The sequence below is a fragment of the Ktedonobacter racemifer DSM 44963 genome (assembly GCF_000178855.1).
Taxonomy (GTDB): Bacteria; Chloroflexota; Ktedonobacteria; order Ktedonobacterales; family Ktedonobacteraceae; genus Ktedonobacter; species Ktedonobacter racemifer.
The window spans coordinates 538,128-561,240 of the sequence record NZ_ADVG01000001.1 but is presented as its reverse complement, the minus strand read 5'-3'; the positions used below and the strand labels follow the sequence as shown (position 1 = coordinate 561,240).

The following is a 23,113-nucleotide window of genomic DNA, read 5'->3' as shown; positions in this document are numbered from 1 at the left end:
GATGTTACAACTCAGCAATGTCAATACATTTTATGGTCCCAGCCAGGTGCTCCACGAGGTGTCCTTGGAGGTGCAGAAAGGCGAGATCGTCTGTCTGCTAGGCGCGAACGCGGCGGGCAAGACCACGACTATGAAAACCATTTTTGGCCTGGTGCGCCCACGCGGTGGCTCTATCCTCTTCGATGGCAAGCCCATCGAGCGCCGTTTGACGGGCGATATTGTTGCTTCTGGCCTGGCGTTAGTTCCTGAGGCCAGGCGCATCTTCCCGCGCATGTCGGTGCTGGAGAACCTGGAGATGGGAGCATACACGCGCAAGAGCCGCGCGGAGCTTAGCCAGGACCTGGAGCATGTGTGCGATATCTTTCCTCGTCTAAGGGAGCGCCTGAAGCAGGCGGCAGGCACAATGTCGGGTGGCGAGCAGCAGATGCTGGCCATGGCACGCGCCCTGATGTCGCATCCACGTATGATTTGTATGGACGAGCCATCAATGGGACTCTCACCCATTATGGTGGAGACCGTCTTTGAGACGGTTCAGCGTATCCGTAACGAAGGTGTGACGGTCTTCCTGGTTGAACAGAATGCCTCCATGGCCTTGAAACTGGCGGATCGTGGGTATGTCTTGCAGACTGGCAAGATTGTGCTCAGCGATACGGCCGCCAACCTTTTGACCAACGACCTAGTGCGCCAGGCCTACCTGGGCGGCGCCTAGTCATCGAGTGGCCCGACGCTACTAAAGTACGCGTCTACATATAATGGTACGAGATGCCCCGTACTATTTATATGTAGACGCGTACTTTAGTAGCGTCGTCGTCCTATAACACTCTTGACGCTTCTGGCTATGCCTTGGCGTCGAGCTTCTGGTGCAGTTCTTTGATCTGTTGGATGACATCGTCTAGTGTACGCACATTGAGCTCCTCCATGTCCTCGCGCAGCGTCTCCAGCCGCTCAAGAAGCTCCATGTCGTCGTATTCTTCCTCGTCAAAATCTTCTTCAAAGCTCTCATCCTGGTGTTTATTCATTTGTGTTGATTTCCTTCCTCCGTATTGTTTGTCTTGTCTTGTTTAAAACAGGAAGGAGGTATTGGGGTCCTGGTAGGTCCAGCCGGGCTGGCTAATTGCGCCCGTTGCGACCAGGGTAGGCGCTCCTAGACCTCCATCAGGTGTCAGGGATACAGTGTAAAGACCCTCTCCCTGGGCCAGGTGTTTCCCCTGCCAGGAGAGACGCTGCTGCGTCAGGAAGAGGAAATGCTGGCTATCGGCTGCCCAGGGACTATTGGGCAAGGGTTGGAGCAGCGCTTTGCTATCGACCGCGTTTCCTAACTGGCCCCCTGTATCAGCGGGGCTGCTCAAGAGGGTCTGGGTACGTTGATGGATGACGTCGACCAGTATCAGGCTGTGTGGACTATTGAGCAGGAGAAAGCGGCCATCAGGCGACCAGGAGGGCGTGCTCTCTTGATCAGCATGGAAGGTGAAAGCATGTTGCTGGTTGAGAGGTAAGATAGTAAATGAGGTGCCAGTTGTATAGAAGATCGTGTTGCCATCGGGACTCCAGGCAAACTGCGTGCAGGCGCAGGTTGCCAGCACGCGTTGCTCTCCCTTCAGAGAGCGCAGTATCAATTGTACCTGTGTCGGGTGTCCAGAAGAGGCGGGCTGAGAAGCCACGCTTTGCGCGTACAGCAGACTCGTATCCTGGTGTTGTGGTTGCCAGAGCACGCGTTCGAGTCCAGCAGGAAGGGGATGCCCAGTGAGTTCCTGGTTGGTGAGCGCGCGTTGTTGTGTGCCAGCCAGGGTTGCGGTGAAAAGTCCTTTATCAGCAATTCCCGCGACAAGATCATTCATATAGCCAAAAGAAGGGAACGCATAGCTGGTAGGGAAGATTTTGGCGGCGATTCCACCGGGCTGATCGTTCTGGGTGAGCCACCAGGTAGCATCGCCTGCCTGAAACGTATCGCCTATACTCGTTTGGCGGAGCAGGAGGCGATTCCCAGATGGATTCCAGGTGGCATTGCTATAGCGTGCGTTTGTGTTGGAGAAGGCGACAACGATGGGTGTGCCACCATCGATTCCAACAGTGCTGACGGCGCCAGGGGTATCCTGTATTATGCCACCTGGCCTCTGCTCTGCCAGGACACTTCTGGCGGCCGGGGTATGTGCGAAGTCCGTATCGAGCGTGCGAAAGGCCACAATCTGGTGACTGGGCGACCAGCTATACCCCACGACTGGCACCTCTTGTTTGACGATGGCGAAGCTATTGGCGCCATTGGCGTCAACCGTCCAGAGTTGTCCATCTTTGAGATAGCCAATGATTTTTGTTCCATCATGCCCAGGTTGGCATGCAATGAGGAGCAGGCTAGCCAGCAGTGGCAGGAGGGCGATAAGCGCCAGATCTTGTCGTTTCATGCCTGCAGTATATGCGCCATGGGCCGCGTGGTCAAGAGCGTTTTAACCAGGGCTTACAGTTACTTCTGAGATGTGCTATGCTTCTTGTTGGCAGTCAATTGTGAGGTCGCGCTGTGTCCCCAGATGGGGTTTTGTGTAGTATATAGGCTCATCGCTATGAAAAGAATAATCGAGCAGCTTTTGTTCCTCAAAGCGGATAAGGGGCAGAAGGGACAGCTTTATATCATCGACTCATGCCTGGGAATTCTGAGTTCTCTGGCAGTGACGCTGTGTCTCTACCTTCTCAAACTGTATCCAACGATTCCAAACGTCTCGCTCATCTATTTACTTATTGTGCTGGTGCTGGCAAGTACGCGGGGACTCTATGCCGCGACGGTGGCCTCAGTCGTTGCTTTTCTTTCTTTTGACTATCTTCTGGTCCCGCCACTGTATACCTTTACCATTGGCAAGTCTGAGGAGTGGTTGGCTCTCTTCATTTTTCTGGTCACGGCTATTTTTACTGGTCAGCTAGCGGCTGCCCTGCGACAGCGTGCCCAGCAAGCAACAATGCGTGAGAGCGAGACGCGTGCGTTATATGAAATGGTGAGCGCTACCACGAATGAGGCGAGTATGGAGCGCCAGCTCCAGGTGGTGGCCCAGGCGGTTGTGCGTGAGTTTGCCTCGTCAGGTGTACGTGATTGTGCCATTCTTCTCCCCAATGAGAGAAACCAGTTTGTTTTACATGCCGATGTAAAACAGACACCAGGTACAGTCATGGAATTAGTACCTGACGAGCAGGCGACGGCCATGACGGCCATGCGTGAAGGAAAGGTGATCGACCTCTATAGTGATGCGTTGGTGGCGGCGCGTGACCCTATCCGGTATTGGTATCGTCGCAGGATGTATGCCGACGCCTCAAAGCGGGGATACATTCGTATGTTGCCCTTGATGTTGGGACAACGCAGCGTTGGTGTCGTGCGCCTGTTGATGAACGAGGATCCCCAGCAATTTATGCTGGGGACGCGTGCGCGTGGAAGAGGCGAGCAACTCTCACAGCGAGCCGCGTTTTTCTGGACCTTTATGGACCAGGCTGCGGCGGTTATTGACCGGGCGCGCCTCCGACGTGAAAGCATGCAGGTTGAGCTATTGCGACGCACTGATGCCTTGCGCTCGGCTCTGTTGTCTTCGGTTTCCCATGATTTGCGCACGCCCCTGGCCTCTATCAAAGCGGCGGCCAGCAGCCTGCTCCAAGAAGATGTCTCATGGAGTGAAGAGGAGCGAGCGGGTTTTATTCAGGCGATAGAGCGGCAGGCTGATCGCCTGAATCGCCTTGTGGGCAATTTACTCGATATGTCTCGCATCGAGGGAGGGGCATTGCATCCTGAGAAGGAGTGGTACCCTATTGATGAGCTGATTCACGATGTGCTGGGGCATATGCAGACAACGTTAGAGGGGCGTGAGATCCGGACCTCGCTTCCAGAGGATTTACCCCCTGTTCAGATTGACTACCTACAACTGGACCAGGTGGTCACGAATTTGTTGGAGAATGCGGCACGTTATACCGCTGTTGGCTCGCCCATAGAAATCTCGGTCGACGTCATGGATGAGAATATGCTTGTAAGCATTGGTGATTATGGGCCAGGCATTCCTCCAGGCGACCTGGAGCGTATCTTTGACAAATTCTACCGTGTATCAGGAACCAGGCGCTCCAGTAGTAGTACAATGGGAACGGGATTAGGTCTGGCAGTCTGTCGTGGTTTAATCGAGGCGCATGGAGGTCGCATCTGGGCTGAGAACAGGCTTGAGGGGGGCGCGATTTTCCGCTTTACCTTGCCACTGACAAAGGGAGAAGAACTGGACTATGCATAAAAGCGGTGCTCGTATACTTGTAGTTGATGATGAAATTGAGATTGTGCGTGCCTTACAGCGGAGCCTGACGGCTTATGGCTATGAAGTCTTTTCCGCCTCCAGTGGCGAAGAGGCGCTGGAAGAGGTGGTGCGCCATCGCCCGGATCTTATCTTGCTTGATCTGGGACTCCCTGGAATCAGTGGGCTTGAGGTGTGCCGAAAAGTGCGGGAACAATCGAACCTGCCCATCATCGTGCTTTCAGTGAAGGATACAGAACGTGACAAGGTGCAGGCGTTGGACCTGGGGGCAGACGACTACGTCTCCAAACCCTTTGGCTTAAATGAGGTCCTGGCGCGTGTACGTGTGGCGCTACGGCATTCAGCCCAGGTCAAGGTGGGAACGGAACCTGTCTTTCAGGCTGGCCCTTTGCGTGTGGATTTCTCCCAGCGCCTGGTGCAGGTTGAGGGGAAAGAAGTGAAGCTGACGCCGACCGAGTATGATCTCTTGAAGGCGTTGATCCGCAACTCGGGCAAGATCATGACGCGCCAGATGTTGCTGTCGCAGGTATGGGGAACGGGGTATGGCACGGAGGCACATTATTTACATGTGTATATTGGGCAGTTGCGGCGCAAAATCGAGCCAGACCCGGCTCATCCTCGTTTTATTCTGACCATCTCGGGCGTTGGCTATCGCTTTAACAGCGAGGAGCCAGAATAGAGCGAGAACGAGCTATTGACTGGCAACATGATGGCCTACCAGCGTTTGAGCAGGTGGGCCACTCTGCCTTCGGGTGTAACTTCGTAGCGAATACGATCTGGATTGATATTTTTGATCTTTTCGTTTTCCTCAACATCAGCTGCCGAAACGAGCGTATCCTTTGGATGGAGCATCTGCCAGATTTGCGTGGCAAGCTCTGGCTGCCCTTGCAGGTACACATACTTGCGGACGGGCAACTTGGCATTGAGTGCCATGCTCTCGGCTTTGCCAAAGGCTTCTTTAGCCTGCTCATCATCCAGATACGGATCAACGATCTCCATCATACGAGGCGTATGAGGCCGCGTTTTCGCATCACTCAGATACAGGAAGACGACCGGGCGATGTTGCTCATTGTTATTGATTGCGGCACGGATAACCGCCTCATTACGTGGATCGCCTGGCTTGAGAATGGCCAGAATCGAGTTGGGCATCCGCTCTTCGATGCGTGTGACCACCACTGGTACTGTGACACGGCCGGTGACTCTCCTGGAGCGCGCATGATAGAGATAGGCAATAATCATACCCACAATGGTGATACTGCCACCAAAGATCGTGGCATCGCGCTTAAAGATCAGGTTCGTCACCCAGGCGATCGCGACCAGCAGAGTGGTCAGAATACCCAGGACGTAATCGATCTTAAACCACAAGCCATGCGTCTCTTTTTGCACTTCTTGTAGCGGAAGGCTGGAGCCATTCCTGAGAGGCGCATCCGTATTACTGAGCGCTTCAACCTGCGAGAGCTGCAAATCGTGCGTCGAAGTAATGCTGCCGACGCTAGCGTGGCCATTACCTTGTGTGCCCAATGCTAGACGCTGCTGACGTGCGGCCCGCGCCTTCTTCCAATCACGTGTGCGAACCACGTCCAGGCCCAGGCAGGTGAGCGTAAAGGCACCCAGGAGGCCGAAGGCATACATATCGCCCAGCAGGTTGATGTTACCGTTGACGGCGACAAGGATCGCGACCGGAATAAAGGTTGCCAGGGCGATAGAGAAGTGAGGAGTGTCACGTATTTTATTGCGCTTCAAGATGACTTCCGGCAGGAAGCCCATACGCGAGAGGGCCATAAACACATGATACGCGCCGATGATCGCCGTATTACTGGCGAAGACCAGGAGCGCGCTAGCGCTGATAGCGACCTCTGTTTGGAGCGCAACGCTGCCCCAGTTGCCTGCCAGCAGTGAGATGACCTGCCCGGAGGTATCCGGATTGGTCAGGATCTTGGAAGGAAGCAGTTGTGTCGAGAAGAGCGTCAGGAGTGGGCTGGTGAGGCCAATTGTGATGACCACCAGAAAAAGGGCCTGTCCTGCAACCTTCTTATGTGGGCGCTTCATGACAGGGGAGAGCTGTGAAATACTCTCCAGACCCGAGAAAGCCAGAAAGGCGTTCGCGAAGCCAATCAGCAGGGCTAACCCGGTCAGATGCTGGTTGGCGAACATTTTAGGGAAGAGCTGTAAAAACTCGCCAAACGAAATGTGGGTAAAGACGGTGACGAGGATGGCGATATCGCTAATAAAGGCAATAATCGCGCCAAAGAGGCTCACCTTCGCGCTTTCACTGATACCTACCCAGTTGAGGGCGCCAAGGAGTATAACGACGGCAATTGTGACCCAAAGGATATAGGGTGCCAGCGTAGGAAGAACCACGCTCAGGTACTGGATGCCGGAAAGACTACTAATGGCTGCGGTCAGAAAGTAGTCAACCAAGATAAACATACCCCCCAGCGCACCAAACCAGGGGTTGAGAGCTTGAGCACCCACCGTCACGACGCCGCCACCCTGGGGATAGCGATGTGTTACCTCTGCATATTTTAATGTAAGCAACACAAAAACGGTCATCGTCAGGAATACAAAGAAACCCGCGAGCCCATGGACGGTTTGATAGAGAATTCCAGGTGTGTAGTAAACCGAGGTACCAATATCTGCAAAGACTACTGCCCAGCAGAGTAAAGGGCCAAGCATATTTTTTGTATTATGCTCGCTCCCCTCATGTCCTACCTCTGATGTTGTTGAAGCCACAGATTCCTGTGCCATGTCGAACTGTCATCCTTTTGGTCGAGAATGATGCGAGGAGGCTTGCCCTCCTCTATGAAACTTGCATGCTTGCTAGACGTAGCATGCAAGGCTCTCACGCATGCTACATAGTGTAACACACAAGCCATTTTAAGCCCAGCTCAACACTGTGCCAAGCTGGTCTCTTTCCCTCATTGGGGCCGCAAAATTGTCTAGATGTGTTAAACCGTATCCACTTCTGACCAGGCACATTGCTGTCAATTTGACAGTCAGTTTCAAGCAGGCTACAGCTGCTTTCCTCCTCGTTTCGCCCATGAAATGAAGCATTATGAAATACTTCTTCCCCATATGCAAGAGATGCAAAATAAACGCCATTGATGTTTGGTCAAATACGGAATACACTTTTAGAAGTGTACCCCAATTGGACAAATGTTGGCAACAAGCCGCGATCAAATAAAATAGCGCTTTCAAGCCTCCTTTAGGAAGGAAACGCGTGTGATGGAGAGCTGAAGACTCCCCGTGCGAAAGCAGCGGGGGTTCTGAGCGTTCCGTCCACGCTTCCAGCCTTCCTGCTTGGGCAAGAGAGGCTGGCTCTTGTGTGGGTTCCCTCAGACTTTTGGGCAGACGCGCTCTGGCTCGAGTCACACCCAAGCTTCGGGGCAAGATCTGCCCCTCTTTCGCGCGTTGTGCTGTACGCTCGTGTGCTGCCCGCAGGCGCGCCGCCGCACCCTCCCAATACTCCTGGTATCGGGCACACGAGGGAATGGGATCTGCTGGATCGAGGGAGGCGGCAAGAAACGCCGAATACAGGTCGCGTTGCACGGGCCCCACGCCACATGCACAGTGATGCCAGCGCTGAGAAAGCGGCTTCTTGACCCGTCTGCCACATCCGTGACACCATTGGCTCAGCGCCGTCGTGCGCGTAGGAACGCGCCACCAGGATGCCGCCCGTGCTTGCAACGGTGCGTCTCAACAGTTCCACAAACATCCCAGGTGATCGCAGTCCCACACTCTTGCCAAACTGCTTCTGCCATGCCTTGTAGGAAATCTTTTCGATGATGATGGTGCTGCCAAGCTTCACTACCTGATGCACTTTGCGCCCATGCAGGCTCTTGCGGTGCGCTGCCAACTTGCGCTCTTTGGTGGCCTTGCTTTTTGATGCGCCCCTTTTCGTCGTAGTGCTCAGGATTGGCCGCCCTTCGTTGCCGCTCCATCTGCCGTTGCAAGCGACGAATGGCCTTGGCATCGGGAGCCAGTTCGGCACAGAACACCTCCAGGCTCGCCTCTCCCTCCTGGGGGAAGAGAGCCTGGGTGGGGAGGGACCAAGGTCACCGCCAACGATACTCTTGCCAACCGTGTGCTTCTTCTTCTGGTGGGGCTTGCCTTCCAAAGCGAGTTGCACGAAGTAGCGATCCCCATGGGCATCAGCGCCCGCCGCTCTGGGGCTGTGACAGGGCGCTGGATGAGGCGAGCGTACTTGATGCGGTGCCTGAGCCCATGGGTCACGACTTCATCCTTCCAATCGATGAGAGCGGGCAACCCCCATTCGGGGGCACGGCTGGTCTCCGTTCCAGAGCAGAGACCCTGCGTTTCCCTCCTCGGGTGGTTGCAGGACAAAGCGCAGGCTGGTATCGTTGCGTTTGTTCTCGATGCTGGAGAAGCCGCGTCCTCGGCTCTTAAAACGCACCTGCTTTCCTTTCCCCAGGCAGACGCGATTGAGGGCGCGATAGGCGCGAGTGGCCAGGGTTTGGGCTAACACGGCCTCGATATGCTCGGCAATCCAGCCGACGCGTAATCCTTTGACCGCTTCATGCAACACTGCTTCGGTGAAGCCATACGCTCTGCGCAAGGCGGAGAAGGCGGCGGCCCGTTCGGCTTTCTGGGTGCGAGGAATGGTACGAGCCACGTGCCAGGCAGGGTCAGTGCGCATGCGGCGCAGGCGCTGTTGGCCTTGGGAGAGGATGGCATTGTAGAGTTGGCGAGCAGCTTCCAAATGGGCACGCAAGCGGGAGGCTTGCCCTGCATCGACGAGCAGGGGCAGTTCGAGCAGGAAGGTGGGGGTGCAGGCCGTTTCTCCTGCTGTTCCTTCTTCTTGCGTTGTCCCCGGCATGTCTTTGGCATATCCGCTCCTCCTTCAATCTCATACGTGCGATCGATCATCGCACGGCTATTGTACCAGAGAGTTGGGAAGAACACGAGTTCTAGAAGGCTGGCTTTTTCCGGCCCTCACGCTCACGCGGGAGTGGCGATTCCTCCCCGGCTTAAAAGACCGGGGCTGAATCGCTCGGGTTTCTGTAATCTCTCCTTCAGCTACGAGTAGAAGGAACCTGCCACATAGAGGCATAGAAAATGCTATGATGTATCTGGGAATACGCTCGCGCAAGGCCATGAAGCGCTTCTGTTTTCTTCTGAGGAGGAGATCGCGTGACTTCAAAAGCTACCTGCTTGTCCTGTCGACATTGTCCATTAGAACTGCTGCCCGAATCCGATGCAAAGATCACTTTCTACCGCTGTCCTACATGTTATCGCCACTTTGCCCAGCTCCCAGGTCGATCACTCACCGAGAAATGGGGGGGATCTCTCAGCCTGGTCTTATACGGCACGATCTTCTCTCAGAAGCCCCAGGCAGATGCTTGGCGTATTGCTAGCATGTTCCGCAACCGAGAGAGCCGGGAGCAATTGGCTCGCATCGTTGCCGACATTCGACAAGAACTCGCATATCCGAGCCAGCCCGTTCGTGACATCCACGGTCAATCCGCTTCCGAAGAGGATCTGAGAGCATTTTTAACCCTGGTCGCGGATCTCTTGACGGAGGAAGTGAAAGAAGATGCGGTCGTGCAGACGCTTAAGGGTCATACGAGTTGGGTGCGTTGCCTTGCCTTTCGTCCCGATGGGCAGATCCTTGCCAGCGGCAGCATCGATGGCTCCATCAAGCTTTGGGATCCTTCGCACGGCCACTTGCTGCACACCCTCACGGGTCATGTCGGCGGCGTGTTCGCTCTTGTCTGGAGCCCGAGCGGAGGGCTTCTGGTCAGTGGTGGACAGGACAGCGCGATCAAACTCTGGGATCCTCAGAGCGGGAAACTCTTGCGCGCTCTTGAAGGTCATGGCAATGGAGTGCGCGCCCTTGCGCTGAGCACTGACGGACAAACCCTGGTCAGCGCGAGCATTGACCAGACGGTCAGACCCTGGGACCTGCAGACCGGACGGCAGAAGCCGTCCTTTATCGACCATCCAAGTCCTCTTTACAGCGTTGCCATGAGTCCCGATCACCAGATCATTGCGAGTGGAGACGAGGTCGGCGTGATTCGCTTATGGCACGCTCACACTCGAAAACTTCTCCGTACCCTCAGAGACCACAGCGGGAAAGTGTTGTCTTTGATCATGGTGAACGACAGGCAATTTTCCATCAGCTCAACGATGCTGATGAGTGGGAGTGCAGATAGGACCATGAAGTGGTGGGGGGCCGACGACGGGAGGCTCATTTCCACCTTCACGGGTCATGCCGGGCCCGTCCGTTCAGTAGCGTTTCATCCCACATGGCAAACAGTCATCAGTAGTAGCGAAGACAAAACCATCAAGGAATGGAATCTCTACGGCGCTCAAGAAACTATTCGTACCTTACCGGGCCATGCAGGTCCTGTCTACAGCCTTGCCATCAGTCCCGATAGTCGGTTCATTGCCAGCGGCAGTCTGTCGATCAAGATTTGGGGAAAAAAACGTTGATCCTTGACCAGAATACTCTGTCTTCTCAGGCATCCTTGAGAGGTTTCCAGAACAGGAGATTATCGCTCTTGAGCCCTCCAAACTCATCTATCTTATATTTGCCAGCCTCAAGGTGCTCAGTGAAGGCAGCGAAGAGGGCCTGGAAACTCGGGGCGAGCCAATGGTCCACATCATCGTGCCAAAACACAAAGATTTGCCCTACCTGTTCCTGGGGAGATGGTGTATCATAGAAAGCTACTGGCGCCAGATCAATGCAAATCATATCACCACATCCATCGGAGGCAAGCGGGAGCCATTTGGGATTCCACCATTCCTCATTATCACGAAAGAGGTCAATCATGAACTGCCGTTGCTGCACCACCTCATCAAGATTATGAAGGCGCCAACCATCGATGAACGCATCGAAGGTCCCATTGTAGGTTTGCCATGAAGCTTTTACACCCTCAGGGAGTCTCATACCCATCTCTGCTTCAATCTCCTGGAGATCATCGTCTGTGGCTCCCTCTATCAGGGTATCCAGGATCTCTGGAGCATTATCCTTGAGCCACGCTTCGATACGCTTCCAGATTCCCTGCATGTTTTCCATGTCCTTCCTCACAATACCTAGTGAATAATCTCCTCTGCGAGGCGCACTAGCGACCTATTCTTTATAGAGGGGCAAAAAAGGGTGAGGAGGAGCACGAGTGACCCTCGCCTCTGTCAAATTCAGCTTGGTTGACTAGTCACGACCGGAGAAGAAGGTGTGCTAACATTCGCGAAGTGGTATGCCTGGTAGCTGGCAAGTCGGACATTGATCCAGGTAATTTCCTGCCAATCCTCGGCTGGCAGCTCCCTATGGCGAAAATGCGTGCTGGCATCGCCAGCATTGGTCAAAAATTGCAAGAAGGGCAATTTCATCTCAGCGCACAATGGATCTCCCACAAGCTTGCTGCTACCAAAAGTGATCTGATGCACAGTAATTCCTGGGATTGCGTGTTACACTTTCATTACTAAATACACACTTTCCGTGCACGATTTTCATATAACAAAAGGATTTTATGATAATGATGAAAAAAATATTATTAAAAATGCCTATTATTGGTTGCGTGTTTTTTCTTCTCCTTGTAGCCGCTTGTGGATCGAATAGTAAAACATCTATTACAGGTACCCCTACCGATATGCAGACTGTGCAGACGAAAACAACAACGACTCTCACACCCACTTCTAACGTTAGCACGGAAATAACAGCGACCCCCACAACTACTTCAACTGTGAACCAAGCAGATTTTGCCGCAACGGTAGGGAGTAGCGGTAATCCTATAAACCGGGACGCCCAGGGGGACAATCTCACAACCATTCACTCTGCTGTTGATCGCCCGGTCGCCAAAATTACCCAGACGATCTTGAATGTACCTCCTCGGGCAAAAGGAGTTGTGTATATTCAGAATGATTCGGCCAACGCCCAGACGCTCGTAAGCGATACAGCAGATGGTTTTGCACCGTTTACGGTTGCACCTTACACCTCCACATCACTCGTCTTCCATCGTACAGGAACCTTCAAGGCTCATCTCAAAGATTATCCTATAAGCGCTGATACTGTCATCACGATCATTATCACCATACCCAGCCCGGACTAGGAGGTCCATTGGCCTCTAGGGCCAAAAAGCTTTGTTGCAAGGAAAAAATCATAGAATCTCCGCTTCTGGAAACCCCTGAGTTTTAAGCCTGTCACTTATACACAAATATGAACGTTTGTAGAAGATCCTCAGAATGATGCGAGGGAAAGGTGTTGAAAAAACGCCCCTTGATGCACAATGATGTGCTTTCAGCTTGGCGAGACAAGCGACGTTTTCACCGAACGTGTGTCACCTCTCGTGTGGGGAAAAACGAGGCACCTGCAGCGCATCGCTTCCGTGTTCTTTCTCAAGATCGCATATTTGTGTATAAGTGACAGGGCTAAAGCCCAGGGTTTTACGGCGCCGTTCGATAAATCAAGGCTTGTATAGAAAACGATTACTATTTTGGCACTCAACTTTCGTATGAAGGGAAGGCAGAAGGCAGTTTAACGAGATTCTCAGGTGTGCAAACATTTGCAGAAAGTGATCAGATTTTGTAGTATGGGAATGTATAGCAATGCTGATTGTCTGTAGAAAACTGGTTTTGTCACTTACGCTCTGATCCTTGCAAATGAAGATGGGTGAACGTTTACTATGAAATTTGGTATCTGTACATCGATCCAAGCAGTTGCCGCGCTTCCGCTTTCAACGGTCTCCTTTGATTTCATTGAAGCGAATATTCAGCAACTGCTTGTGCCTGAGCAACCACAAGAGGACTTCGAGGCGCTCTTGCGTGAGGTGCGTGCTTTACCTGTACCTGTGGAGACCGGCTACTCGTTTCTACCAGGTGATTTCCGGCTTGTGAGAACGGCCAGCAGTCATATGGACCAGGCACGGCTGGAGCGCTACGTCAGGACGGTCCTACGTCGTTCTGAACAGGTCGGTATTCGGGTGATCTGTCTGGGGAGTGCTGGTGCCAGGTCATGTCCAGAAGGGCATGATCATGCTGACGCTTTGCGGCAGGTCGAGGAGTATCTTGCAACCTGGAATTGCCGGGCCCGTGAGCATGGAATCCAGATCACCTTACAGCCAATGGATTATGCCGTTACGAATGTGGTAAACACGCTTGAGGAGGGTGCTGCCTTGATCTCTCGTATCCGTGATACGGGGGCGCGCTTGCAGGCAGATACATTCCACATGACCAAAAATCATGATGGTCCGGAGGAGTTGCGTCCTGTTGTGCCCTTGCTGGGACATTTTCATGTCGCTGAGTTTGAGGGACGTAGCGCTCCAGGCGTGCATGGTGAAGACTTCCGTCCCTATTTCTCCGTCTTACGGCAAGGTAGGTATGACCAGCGTATTGCGATTGAATGTAACTGGCATGACTTTGCCGCCGAGGTTGGGACAGCGATTGCCGTGCTCAGAGAGCAATGGGAGGACAGCGAACTGTAGCATCTCCTCGCTGGTGGTGGTTGACGGGTCAAGTATGTGAGGCATACTAGCTACTCACAGAGACCTCAAGCGCCTGACACATCAGCGTGATCGAATACTCGTCCTTGTGCCTGGCAAGAAACTGGTATTTCACGCCGGGAAGTGCGAAAAGATGCTGGTGGGGGAGATTGAACGGATGGCACATAGGCATATGCGTCATCACTTTAAGATACTGTGTGACACTCCGCGTCGGCTAAAGCCGAGCAGCTTCTGACACTGTGCCGTAGTCGGATTCGTGAGATAGGTGGCGTAGCCACTACTCAAAGTGAATCCGTAGTTGGGACGCAATATCTGAGAGGGGCGCGCCCATCCGGCGCCTTCCTCTCTGGGCGGTGCCATGCCCGTTGGCATGATCTCCACGCCTTGCCGCGGGGAGAGATGGTCCCATCTGGCGTTTGGCATCCTGGGAGATCCCAACACCTGAGCCTTTCGGCTCCCTCTTCGCACGTCGCGTCAGAGCATGAGGCTTTTCCTTCAAAGGGGCTTGCGTACGCTCGATCAAGCGCTGTCCGACTCTCAGGCTGGCATTTCTGTCGGCATGGTCGCGCATCTGGCACTGTGGGCAGAAGCAGAGGGCGGCGCCGGGAGTATAGCCCTCCTGGGGTTGTCCCTGGTTGTAGCGCACGACCAGGCCATGACAACGATGGCATTGCCGGCTGGTATTGCGCGGATTCACACGGGCCGTGATGATACCGCCTCCATTCCACGCCTTGTACTTTGCGTAGCGGAACATGCGGCCCTTCATCCAGTAGGCCCGTTTGGTATTGCCCCGACGCGAATACGTGCCCTGCTCTGGTTGCAGGTTGCCTAGATGCTCGAAGACGAGAATACTTGCCTCGTGCTTGGTAGCGAACTGGACAATGCGAGCGCTCACCAGGTGCGCGCTCTGTTCGTCCACGTGCCTGATTTTGGCCCAGAGGTCGGCATTGTCCTGTTCGTTCTCGGCAATGATGCCAGTCTGTGATCGGTTGCGCGCAATACGTCCAAGCAGTTGCGCGCCTTGTGCCCGATACCGCTGTGCCATTCCCAATGAAGGAAGTAGCCAGGATGGTGCCGTCAACGGTCTGGACGCTGCACACAGCTACGTGATGATCAAGATTGAGATCCACCGCGCAGAGACGTGTATCGGCGGCGGTGAGTTGCTCTCTGACTTTTGCGGGCGCCTCGAATGTCTTTTCGAGAGGGGTATGCAACCACCAGCGATCTCCCTTGCGGACGAGTTGCGGACTGCCCATCAGATCATCATCAGGGAGATCGCGACCGAGCGTGTGTAGTTTGAGCCAGGACCAGCACGAGCCGGTCCAGACTTTGAGCATGATAGAACGGGTACAACGCTCGCGCCAAAGGCTTGCGTAGAAGGGAGCCGACTTCTTCCATGATCGGGGCGGGACTGGTGACCGCACCCTGAACGGCCTCCTCTTGCCCTTCTTCGTTTGTTTGGCTTCGTGTTTCTGCTTATGTGCTCGCCATGTTTTGAGAGAGGAGAAGAAGGAGCGACCCGAGCCGAGCGCGGCATTGATAGCAGCGCGTCGGAACAGAGCAGGGATATCTGGCGCGAGATCGGTGAGTGGCATGATCGGATTGGGGTTGGCACCCGTTACATGGGTGAGTCTCTCCAGGGCCGTGAGGGCCTCCTTATTGTTGAGGGAAAGAAGACCTTCGTGTGCCTGGATACAGTCGAAATAAAAGGCCACGACGCGATTGAAGAGGACCTGGTTTGCCGCGAAGTAGGCAGCATACTGCGGTGGATAGTGTAATGCCTGCCTGATGGTTTTCGTGGCTTTTGCCATGTTCAGTACCTCCTCTCGCAAAATATATGGTATCTCTCTTCGAGAATACCAGACTGATGTGAAATTGTCAAACATGTGTTCTATATAGTACTATATTTTACAAGGGCTAAAGCCCAATAACACGCCTCACCACGGTCTAAAGAACCGTGGCTTGCGGCGGGCTCAAGCCCTCTCCTGTCACAATTACTATCACTAGATCTTCACAGAATGCTTTTGCAGGCATTAGGAGATACATACCAGGTGGCATCAATCATTCAGAGCGCAATGAGAGATAGAATGGTTGGAGAGTATCTTTTTTTGTCGCTCTAACTCAATCTTTTCTGCGCTTATCTGCTATACTAGGAAACAGCACATGTAGAAGAGGAGACGCACTTGGGAAGTTATCAGTCAGAGAGCCGCTATTATCTGCACGTCCAGTTGACTGACATTGAGCCACCAATTTGGCGCAAAATAGTGGTGCCTGGTGCCATTAGTCTTCATACCCTCCATAAAATGCTTCAGGTGGTGATGGGATGGGAGAACGCCCATCTCTATTTGTTCAGGTTAACTATCAATAAGAAAACAATGGTGTATGGTCTTCCTGATCCTGATTGGGATAATGCAGATATGCGCATCAGGGATAGCCGACGCACAAAACTTGATGCAACTGTCTGGGCTGAGTGGCTGACGTTGACCTACGCATATGACCTGGGAGATAGTTGGATGCACCAGATTACGATTGAAAAGATCGAGTATCTCCAAGATGAAAACAGAAATGAGGATGCTTTTTGGATCACGCCTCGGTGCCTCGCTGGTGAACGGACATGTCCTCCAGAGGATGTCGGTGGGATAGGTGGATACACGTCTTTCCTTGAGGCATTGCGGAATTCCAAGCATCCTGAGCATACACGTATGCGCCAGTGGGTTGGTGCGTCTTACCATTCTGAGCTCTTTTCTGTCCAGCAGGCCAATTCAGCTTGCATTGAATTGGCTGCTACAGAATCTTAAAAAAGCCGGGAAATGAAGGGCATTCCTCCACAGCAACTCTCACCCGTGAGAATGTTTTGGGAGGTATCTCCCCACATTTATCTGAACAATTAGAGGAAAACCAGCAGCATAAGGCATACTAGGAGATCTCTTCATATATTCATCTGCACCTCAGCCTCTGGAGACCCCAGCCTTGAGGCCTGTCTTTTCTACACATTTAACATTGGCAAACGAGAGGCAACATCAGAAGTGCCCTGTTAAACATGAGCTTTCATGTCCCTGGTTGCCAGCTCTTCTTTTTCAGACAGCTTCTTCAGCCTGGTGAAGAAATCACTTTGTTAAATGTGTATAAGGATCAGCTTTCAAAGCCAGGGGCCTTCAGAGGCGCTGCTCTGCTAGAAGATAACGAAAGATGCTTGAGCAGCGACCAGCGCAATGTGAAATTGCCCTTCTACTCATATTCTCTAAAACAACGAAATTCGGCTTCTGCTAAGCTCTATCCTCCTAAGCGTGCAAAATTCGTTTGCTACGTCTCAGAGGCCTATATATCTTTTTGCGTAATGGATGGGCAAATAGATGGATAGACCTTCAGGTTGCTGTAGATGATTTCGGTGGGTGAATTGTCGGCGAGAGCAGCGAGAGCAATGGGAGATGATGAGATATAGGAATTCTTATCATCTGAAGTTTGCCCTAGGAATGCATTATTGACATAAAATTTAAAATGATGCCCACATGTGATGACTGCAAACGTGTTTTTTTCACCCATCTTAATAGCCGATGAGGCGGCCCAGCCGATTAAGACGTTTGCTTGCCAATTCACGCTTGAGATCTTATACTCACCAGCGCTACTGATCTCGAAGAGGTAACCTCCATACACCCCTCCGTTGTCTTGGAAATGCACAAAGATACCTCCGCTATGCCCCTGGAGAATTCGCATATCGACGGAAATCGTTGGATTGGTATATGACGTTCCAGAAGCCACGCAGGCATGCTGGTTGTGTCTGTCGAACTGTTTGACATGGTATCCATCCCCTTGAAACTGGCACCAGCTGTCCTGAACCCAGCCCTTGCTACTGGTGCTGTCTCTGTTCGGGTCATTCAACGCATCGCTATAATCAGGAGTACCTTTCGTGGCATCAGTGAGGGTAATTTGAGCAACAGCGGTTGCCTGAATCTGCGCCAATGCCGTCGCTGTAGGCGCGACAAAGGCGGTGGCCGTTTGTTGGGCACCCTCTGTAGCTGTTTGCTGGGCATCACTGGTGGCTGTTTTGCCCGGTTTCGTTTGTGGCGTTGTGGCTGGAACCTGTGTCTCTGTGAGAGTCGTAGTGGTGGCGGCATCGGTGATACCTGGGTCCATATGAAGCGAGGTCGTGATGGGACTTGGAATGGAGCAGCAGAGCAAAGGTACAAGTATCAGCAAGGTAATGGCAATAGCCCACAGTTTTCTTCGAGAAGCCGACCCGTTTGGTGGGGGGAGAAGAGTTCCTGGCATTGAGAATGGCGAGACCGGAGGCGGAGGTGGCGTGTGCACAGGCGTGAAAAGTGGGTACGGAGAAGCGAGTGTGTCAGTAGAGTGCAATGTTTGCGAAGATGCAACCTGCTGAGCCCCAATGGGAGAGGGCACTGGCAGGAACGGGGTAGGAGGGTCCACTCTGATCTGGGAAGAATGGGTTGCGTCGTCTGGGCTAGCACCTTCCAGCGCGCTTACAAAGTCAGAGACGCAATGGAAGCGCTGTTCCGGATCTTTGGCAAGTGCTTTGAGGATGGCATCATCGATGTATTTGGGTAAGGAAGGTGTGAGAACACTGGGAGGAGAGGGCTGATAATAGAAATGCTGATTCATCAGATCTACTAGATTGCTTGTGGTATGAAAAGGCATCTGTCCTGTAAAGAGGTAATAGGACATCACTGCAAGCGCGTATTGGTCAGAAGCGTAGGTGGTATTGTGTGTCCATTGTTCTGGAGGCATATAGGCAGGAGTACCACGTACGACCGCTCCGACAGTTGTTGTGGAATTCATGATTGCCGCCGTACCAAAGTCGGTGAGCAAGAGATGAGGGTGGGTGGCGGAACCCTGCTCTGAGAGCAGGAAATTCTGGGGTTTGATATCATGATGAAGAATATGGTGGTCATGTGCATATTGTAACGCGTCCGCTGCTTGACGCAGGAGGAGAAGAGCTTCTGCTAAAGGAAGTGTGAGAGGATGCCGCCTCCTCAACAGCCATTGTTCAAGCGAACCTTGCGAGCAGAAGGGCATAACCATGTAGGAGATTCTCGTACCCTGGACGTCTTGTTCATTATATTCATACAGAGGGAGAATGTGAGGATGACTGAGACGAGAAATAGCCTGAGCTTCACGTTGAAATAGATGCAGCATTGTTTGCAGATTGTGCGTATCTGTGGTAGTAAGAAGATCCATACGTAGTAATTTAATGGCTATCTGACGGGAGAGATGCAGGTCCTCTGCAAGATAGACCTCTCCCATACCGCCACTCCCGATGCGTTGTGTGAGTCGATAGTGGCTGATCTCAAGCCCCAAGAATTGCATATTGTCTCACTCCATTCTAAAGCACTGAAAGAGCGTAAGAATATGGTATCCGTACCTCTCGTAACGAAGGCAAATCTCGCCACGCGCCCCTGGTAACAACGGCATAGGGGTGCTTTTGCGAAAAAAAACAGCCAACTCGAGTCTATGATAGAATTTTGCGCGCGAATCAGGTGAAAACAGGCCAGTTTCGTTACTAACACTTCTATGTGCGGCTCTGGCGGGGTTCTATAACGGCTTGCTGTAAGTTCGTTGGTTAATGGCAAAGAGTATAGAGCAGAGAATAGACCGATGACAAGGGACATATGACCTATCTTGCCAATGCAACGCTTTGTAGGCAGCGCCAGGGCCTTTTGCGGAAACCTTCAGGCAATTAGGGGGACGAAACCTAGTACAGATCTCCATATGGGAGATGCTGCTAATAGTCTGCCATAGAGGAGTGGTTTGACGCATGAGTCACCAGATCGCATGCATTAATGTGTGAGGTTCGCGGCTTGGTCATCGCGCGAGAACACAATGCCAGCTTCAATATTGTAGCTCAAGCCGTGGGACGACACGGCGGTGTAAGCAAGTAGGATCGGGGAGCAATGTCGGCTGTGCCATCGCATCTGGTATCCTTCCATCAGATCTTCTCCAGGGATCAGGAAAGCATACCAACCCCTCTGTGCAATAACAAGTGCAGCCGCCAAATACCTCATCTTTAAAGGAGCGAACGCATGTTCTTCACCAAAAGTTGTGGAGACCCCAGAGGGTTTACAGATCCTGGCAGTGAGGATGACCGATAGCCTCGAAGAAGCTCTCCCTTTTGCCGCAAGTATATGCTCTGTGGAGGGAAAGAGCACGATTCGAGAAGTTTTTCCCCGTGAAGTATGCTACACTCCTTCTACGTGCAAGAGGGATAGTTCACGTTCATGCTCAAAAACGAAACAGGTCAACTCACTTGCACACCGAGCTTCAACACGAGCGAAAGTCATGTGACTCGCGAAAAAAGGAGAACGGGCATGCGGAAAATCATTGTCTTTAACATCATCTCACTGGATGGGTATCACACCGGGCCAAACAACGATGTCACAGTCATGTTCCCAATGATGGGTGGCGTCTTCGACACCTATAATGCCGAACTGCTGCGTACAGCCGACGTGCATCTTGTGGGCCGGGTTTCCTTCGAGTTGTTCCACAGTTTCTGGCCCAGAGTCGCCGAGAATCCTGACTCTGAGGAGTGGACACCCGAACAGAGGGAGCTCTCACAGGCGGGTAGGTCCGTCAGCCCCATCGTCGTCTCAGATACGCTGACAGGAAACTGGCCCGATATCTCCATCATTCGACGTGCAGATGCTCATCAAAAGATTGCCGAACTCAAACGCCAAGCAGGCAAAGACATTCTGATTACCGGGAGCAGGACGCTTTGGAACGATCTGCTGGCGCACGATCTGGTTGATGAGATCCATCTGATGATTGGCAATGTGGTCTTAGGAGAAGGAGTCCCTGCCTTCGTGGGCAAGCCCCCCGCATCACTTCGGCTCGTTGAGGTCCGCAGTTGGAAGGACTCCGACAACATCCTCCTCCGCTACGAAGTCTGCCACCCAAGTGTGTAAACGCATGAATCGGTCAGATACCCCATGGCTAAAGCAGGGGTCCCCGCATAGCGCGGTTCTTATGATGGAAATCGACCGCGTCTGCGGTGGCCCATGCGGCGGTCTTCATAGCCTCCGACTGGGCTACCGCGATGACCGAAACCATTGCGATCTTGATCCTCTCGCTCGATCATGGAGGCGTGTGGGGCGAGCACACGCCAATGTAACGTGCCAGAGCCTACTCGCGCCACCTCTGTGCTGATCAGGCTCGGCCTGTGATCGGCTGACACCTGCCGCCTGCTCATCGCTTACAACCAGGAAGATTTTCCCTCCGCTCTGATGCATTGGGCATCGGTCATCCTCACTATCAGAATTTGTAAACCATCCATGGCGGGTTTGATTTGCTCGTGAATTTACACTATTGAAAGTTGTAAACCTGCTTGTAGAGCCATGTTGCTAATCAGCAATAGATGAGCTGCTCACCCTTCGCCCAAAACTGTCCGCACACACCCAAAAACCGGCTCACTCTTCACGCCTATTACCAGAAAGCCAAGAAAGCCCTCAGGATTATCGTACTTCTCCACCAGTTTCATGGGAAACTCTATAGCTAGGGGACGATGTCCTTCCGCTTTTCCCACGCGCCCGAAGAAGAGAAACAGGAAAAGCGATCAAGAGCCACTCTATCCCTTGTCAAGGGATAGAAAGGAAGGATAAATGATCACGAGACCCGTTTTGTATGTCTCCAACTCGTTGGGATTTCTTCCATTGACACGAAAGACCCTCTATGTCAAGAGCCAAAACGAGAAAGGAAAAAGTAAGGTGAGCAGAAATGAAACTGCCTCCCGTGTGGGCTTACAAGTCTCCCACCTCGGTCAAGGCCAAGACGAGCGCGCCCACCCCCGACTCTTTCCCATCCTGCGCGGCCTTGACTCGGGGTGGTCTGCTGCGAGTAACCCACACCGGAAGTCGGGAACGCGGTGGTGGGCTGCGGCAGACGTTGGAGCGAAGGGCAGGGATGAAGGAATGGCTCACGCTCGGCAGAAAGAGCGTGGCGGGAACCGTTTGGGCGACTCCGTTGGAGCACACGGTCTCCGCACTGACAAAAGATGTTGCAGTGCTGAGTCTGCCCAACCAGCCATGACGCCAAGGGACAGCCTGGGTTTAGGCGACACGTTGACGAGACGCGTGAGCCTGCTTCGCCGCTTCAAACGTTGCGGCCTGATAGACGTCCTTACTCACCCACATGCGATAGATGATGCGTACCCAGACATTTGCCAGGCAGCGGACGGCCGTACTGTGGGTCTTGCCTTCCATCCGCTTGCGCTGATAATACTCTCGTGCCCAGCCATCTTGTCGCGTCGTCTGCCAGGCGAACTGATAGAGCACATTGCGCAGCGGCTTGAGGCGGGCAAAGCGTTTATGGGCTTTGGAAAAATTGCCGCTTTGCAACGGCACAGGAGCCGTACCCGCCAGTTCCTGCACGCTTTGGGCATCTCGGTAACGCGCTCGGTCATCCCCCCATTCGGCAAGCAGCCGCGGAGCCAGACGCTGAGCGGCCCGAGGCAGAGATTGCCACAGGTCATGGTCGGGATGCTTCAAAAAAAGGGAAGCAATCTCCTTATCGTAGCTTTTGATGTCCTCAAGCAGTGGCAGCAACTGTCTGACCAGCGAGAGCATCAGGCGCGATTTGGCACGCACGATAACCTCATTGGCCGTCAACTCTTGGTGATGCAGTTGCTCCACTATCTCAGTGGCTGCCCGCCTCGCATTGGGATACTTGCACCTTTTGAGCAGTGCCTCAATCTCTTCAAGGGAAGCGGCCGCCGCTGCGGCTGGAGTCGGATACGCCTGCAAAAACAGCAGTGTCGAGGGCTGATGCAGTTTTCCAAACAGCTTCAAGCCGACTGGGTAATACTCTTTGAGGCAGGCGGTGAGTTGGTTGACCAGTCGCGTTTGGCTTTGAATCAGGGCATCCTGATCGCGTGTGAGCGTCTTCAATTCAGCAATGATCGGGCTATCAGGAGAGAGGCGACGCAGATCGGCCAGGTCAAAACGTCCGGTTTTCGCCAGCAGATAGGCATCAATGCGGTCGGTCTTCGCGCCTGCTGTTTTACGCAGTTGATTCGCGGTCTTCGGGTTGACCGGATACACCGGAATGCCTGCTTCCAACAGGAAGGTAATGAGCAGGCCATGATTCGTTTCGACGATACAGGCCAGATCCTCCGGCCTAGAGGCTATGCTCAGCAAAAAGTCTTTCAAGTGGTGCAAACCTTGATGGCTGTGGGCAAAACGCTGCGTTCCCACCCGATGTCCGGCTTCATCGAGCACAACCACATCATGATGGGTATCGCTCCAATCCAATCCAACATACCACATCTTCGAAGTTCCTTTCGCCAAAACGTCCTGGGAGCGGTCGGGTCCTTATATAACGGGTGCTCGAAGCAACTACCCTCCAATCATCGATTGGCCCAGGAAAAACTGCTGGGAAAGAGCG

Annotated in this window: 20 protein-coding genes and 1 pseudogene; 10 read left to right on the top strand and 11 right to left on the bottom strand. The window is 53.1% G+C overall.

The window, feature by feature from the left end; translation table 11 throughout:
* Position 1 precedes the first annotated feature (1 nt).
* Entirely contained in the window at positions 2 to 709 is a 708-nt protein-coding gene (locus KRAC_RS02610; RefSeq protein ID WP_007904272.1) for an ABC transporter ATP-binding protein, read from the top strand.
* Positions 710 to 836: 127 nt separating this feature from the next.
* On the opposite strand, the gene KRAC_RS02605 is transcribed toward KRAC_RS02610, so the two are convergent.
* Both KRAC_RS02605 and KRAC_RS02600 read right to left on the bottom strand, forming a co-directional pair.
* Entirely contained in the window at positions 837 to 1,019 is a 183-nt protein-coding gene (locus KRAC_RS02605; RefSeq protein WP_007904270.1) for a hypothetical protein, read from the bottom strand.
* 42 nt (positions 1,020 to 1,061) lie between these two features.
* Positions 1,062 to 2,399 carry a TolB family protein gene (locus KRAC_RS02600; RefSeq protein WP_007904268.1) on the bottom strand — a complete coding sequence of 446 codons (1,338 nt, stop codon included), beginning with the start codon at positions 2,397 to 2,399 and terminating at the stop codon, positions 1,062 to 1,064.
* A gap of 156 nt (positions 2,400 to 2,555) precedes the next feature.
* Here KRAC_RS02600 and KRAC_RS60570 point away from each other — a divergent pair, with 156 nt between their 5' ends.
* Together KRAC_RS60570 and KRAC_RS02590 are read left to right on the top strand one after the other, a co-directional pair.
* Positions 2,556 to 4,247: an ATP-binding protein gene (locus KRAC_RS60570; protein WP_007904267.1), complete on the top strand. Its 1,692-nt coding sequence runs from the start codon at positions 2,556 to 2,558 to the stop codon at positions 4,245 to 4,247.
* Positions 4,240 to 4,944: a response regulator transcription factor gene (locus KRAC_RS02590; RefSeq protein ID WP_007904266.1), complete on the top strand. Its 705-nt coding sequence runs from the start codon at positions 4,240 to 4,242 to the stop codon at positions 4,942 to 4,944. Before KRAC_RS60570 ends, KRAC_RS02590 begins: the two co-directional genes overlap by 8 nt.
* Positions 4,945 to 4,979: 35 nt before the next feature.
* Here KRAC_RS02590 and KRAC_RS02585 read toward each other — a convergent pair whose 3' ends face one another.
* From KRAC_RS02585 to KRAC_RS79230, 3 genes are all read right to left on the bottom strand, one after another.
* Complete coding sequence (locus tag KRAC_RS02585; RefSeq protein WP_007904264.1) at positions 4,980 to 7,013, bottom strand: APC family permease; 2,034 nt, start codon at positions 7,011 to 7,013, stop codon at positions 4,980 to 4,982.
* Positions 7,014 to 7,897: 884 nt separating this feature from the next.
* Complete coding sequence (locus tag KRAC_RS79235) at positions 7,898 to 8,263, bottom strand: hypothetical protein (RefSeq protein WP_040441810.1); 366 nt, start codon at positions 8,261 to 8,263, stop codon at positions 7,898 to 7,900.
* Between the two features lie 239 nt (positions 8,264 to 8,502).
* Entirely contained in the window at positions 8,503 to 9,102 is a 600-nt protein-coding gene (locus KRAC_RS79230; RefSeq protein ID WP_040441809.1) for a hypothetical protein, read from the bottom strand.
* A 314-nt stretch (positions 9,103 to 9,416) separates the two neighbouring features.
* Between KRAC_RS79230 and KRAC_RS02565 the strand changes: the two genes are divergently transcribed.
* The gene (locus KRAC_RS02565) at positions 9,417 to 10,718 is read left to right on the top strand and encodes a WD40 repeat domain-containing protein (protein ID WP_007904262.1); all 1,302 of its coding nucleotides are present in this window, start codon (positions 9,417 to 9,419) and stop codon (positions 10,716 to 10,718) included.
* Between the two features lie 25 nt (positions 10,719 to 10,743).
* Here the strand turns inward: KRAC_RS02565 and KRAC_RS02560 are convergent, their stop codons facing one another.
* Complete coding sequence (locus tag KRAC_RS02560) at positions 10,744 to 11,295, bottom strand: SMI1/KNR4 family protein (protein WP_007904260.1); 552 nt, start codon at positions 11,293 to 11,295, stop codon at positions 10,744 to 10,746.
* A gap of 128 nt (positions 11,296 to 11,423) precedes the next feature.
* On the bottom strand, positions 11,424 to 11,672 hold the full coding sequence (locus tag KRAC_RS02555) for a hypothetical protein (protein ID WP_007904258.1): 249 nt from the start codon (positions 11,670 to 11,672) through the stop codon (positions 11,424 to 11,426).
* Between the two features lie 89 nt (positions 11,673 to 11,761).
* On the opposite strand from KRAC_RS02555, the gene KRAC_RS02550 reads away from it, so the two are divergent.
* Together KRAC_RS02550 and KRAC_RS02540 are read left to right on the top strand one after the other, a co-directional pair.
* A complete protein-coding gene (locus KRAC_RS02550) occupies positions 11,762 to 12,334 on the top strand; it encodes a hypothetical protein (RefSeq protein WP_007904254.1) in 573 nt (190 codons plus the stop codon).
* Positions 12,335 to 12,907: 573 nt separating this feature from the next.
* A complete protein-coding gene (locus KRAC_RS02540; RefSeq protein ID WP_007904253.1) occupies positions 12,908 to 13,705 on the top strand; it encodes a sugar phosphate isomerase/epimerase family protein in 798 nt (265 codons plus the stop codon).
* Between the two features lie 295 nt (positions 13,706 to 14,000).
* On the opposite strand, the pseudogene KRAC_RS65160 reads toward KRAC_RS02540, so the two are convergent.
* Positions 14,001 to 15,282 (bottom strand): annotated as a pseudogene (locus KRAC_RS65160) (zinc ribbon domain-containing protein).
* Between KRAC_RS65160 and KRAC_RS75320 the strand changes: the two are divergent.
* Positions 15,202 to 15,501 carry a hypothetical protein gene (locus tag KRAC_RS75320; RefSeq protein ID WP_244422147.1) on the top strand — a complete coding sequence of 100 codons (300 nt, stop codon included), beginning with the start codon at positions 15,202 to 15,204 and terminating at the stop codon, positions 15,499 to 15,501. The pseudogene KRAC_RS65160 and the gene KRAC_RS75320 overlap by 81 nt on opposite strands.
* A gap of 405 nt (positions 15,502 to 15,906) precedes the next feature.
* A complete protein-coding gene (locus KRAC_RS02520; protein ID WP_007904252.1) occupies positions 15,907 to 16,521 on the top strand; it encodes a plasmid pRiA4b ORF-3 family protein in 615 nt (204 codons plus the stop codon).
* Positions 16,522 to 17,041: 520 nt separating this feature from the next.
* On the opposite strand, the gene KRAC_RS02515 is transcribed toward KRAC_RS02520, so the two are convergent.
* The gene (locus KRAC_RS02515; protein WP_007904247.1) at positions 17,042 to 19,048 is read right to left on the bottom strand and encodes a serine/threonine protein kinase; all 2,007 of its coding nucleotides are present in this window, start codon (positions 19,046 to 19,048) and stop codon (positions 17,042 to 17,044) included.
* Positions 19,049 to 20,046: 998 nt separating this feature from the next.
* Between KRAC_RS02515 and KRAC_RS02505 the strand changes: the two genes are divergently transcribed.
* Positions 20,047 to 20,640: a dihydrofolate reductase family protein gene (locus tag KRAC_RS02505; RefSeq protein ID WP_007904245.1), complete on the top strand. Its 594-nt coding sequence runs from the start codon at positions 20,047 to 20,049 to the stop codon at positions 20,638 to 20,640.
* A 59-nt stretch (positions 20,641 to 20,699) separates the two neighbouring features.
* Here KRAC_RS02505 and KRAC_RS70635 read toward each other — a convergent pair whose 3' ends face one another.
* Positions 20,700 to 20,909 (bottom strand): hypothetical protein, encoded by a 210-nt coding sequence (locus KRAC_RS70635; RefSeq protein WP_157506274.1) that lies wholly within the window; start codon positions 20,907 to 20,909, stop codon positions 20,700 to 20,702.
* 539 nt (positions 20,910 to 21,448) lie between these two features.
* On the opposite strand from KRAC_RS70635, the gene KRAC_RS02500 reads away from it, so the two are divergent.
* The gene (locus KRAC_RS02500; protein WP_007904242.1) at positions 21,449 to 21,760 is read left to right on the top strand and encodes a hypothetical protein; all 312 of its coding nucleotides are present in this window, start codon (positions 21,449 to 21,451) and stop codon (positions 21,758 to 21,760) included.
* Positions 21,761 to 21,780: 20 nt separating this feature from the next.
* On the opposite strand, the gene KRAC_RS02495 is transcribed toward KRAC_RS02500, so the two are convergent.
* Positions 21,781 to 22,995 carry an IS110 family RNA-guided transposase gene (locus tag KRAC_RS02495; protein ID WP_007904241.1) on the bottom strand — a complete coding sequence of 405 codons (1,215 nt, stop codon included), beginning with the start codon at positions 22,993 to 22,995 and terminating at the stop codon, positions 21,781 to 21,783.
* Positions 22,996 to 23,113: the final 118 nt, after the last annotated feature.

What these genes read in the sequence shown, in the direction of transcription:
- KRAC_RS02505 (WP_007904245.1), top strand. Translation starts at nt 20,047, where the DNA reads ATGCGGAAAATCATTGTCTTTAACATCATCTCACTGGATGGGTATCAC.
- KRAC_RS02560 (WP_007904260.1), bottom strand. Translation starts at nt 11,295, where the DNA reads ATGCAGGGAATCTGGAAGCGTATCGAAGCGTGGCTCAAGGATAATGCT.
- KRAC_RS02515 (WP_007904247.1), bottom strand. Translation starts at nt 19,048, where the DNA reads ATGCAATTCTTGGGGCTTGAGATCAGCCACTATCGACTCACACAACGC.
- KRAC_RS02540 (WP_007904253.1), top strand. Translation starts at nt 12,908, where the DNA reads ATGAAATTTGGTATCTGTACATCGATCCAAGCAGTTGCCGCGCTTCCG.
- KRAC_RS02590 (WP_007904266.1), top strand. Translation starts at nt 4,240, where the DNA reads ATGCATAAAAGCGGTGCTCGTATACTTGTAGTTGATGATGAAATTGAG.
- KRAC_RS79230 (WP_040441809.1), bottom strand. Translation starts at nt 9,102, where the DNA reads ATGCCGGGGACAACGCAAGAAGAAGGAACAGCAGGAGAAACGGCCTGC.
- KRAC_RS02605 (WP_007904270.1), bottom strand. Translation starts at nt 1,019, where the DNA reads ATGAATAAACACCAGGATGAGAGCTTTGAAGAAGATTTTGACGAGGAA.
- KRAC_RS02600 (WP_007904268.1), bottom strand. Translation starts at nt 2,399, where the DNA reads ATGAAACGACAAGATCTGGCGCTTATCGCCCTCCTGCCACTGCTGGCT.
- KRAC_RS02585 (WP_007904264.1), bottom strand. Translation starts at nt 7,013, where the DNA reads ATGGCACAGGAATCTGTGGCTTCAACAACATCAGAGGTAGGACATGAG.
- KRAC_RS02550 (WP_007904254.1), top strand. Translation starts at nt 11,762, where the DNA reads ATGATGAAAAAAATATTATTAAAAATGCCTATTATTGGTTGCGTGTTT.
- KRAC_RS02500 (WP_007904242.1), top strand. Translation starts at nt 21,449, where the DNA reads ATGAAACTGCCTCCCGTGTGGGCTTACAAGTCTCCCACCTCGGTCAAG.
- KRAC_RS02610 (WP_007904272.1), top strand. Translation starts at nt 2, where the DNA reads ATGTTACAACTCAGCAATGTCAATACATTTTATGGTCCCAGCCAGGTG.
- KRAC_RS60570 (WP_007904267.1), top strand. Translation starts at nt 2,556, where the DNA reads ATGAAAAGAATAATCGAGCAGCTTTTGTTCCTCAAAGCGGATAAGGGG.
- KRAC_RS02495 (WP_007904241.1), bottom strand. Translation starts at nt 22,995, where the DNA reads ATGTGGTATGTTGGATTGGATTGGAGCGATACCCATCATGATGTGGTT.
- KRAC_RS75320 (WP_244422147.1), top strand. Translation starts at nt 15,202, where the DNA reads ATGTGCTCGCCATGTTTTGAGAGAGGAGAAGAAGGAGCGACCCGAGCC.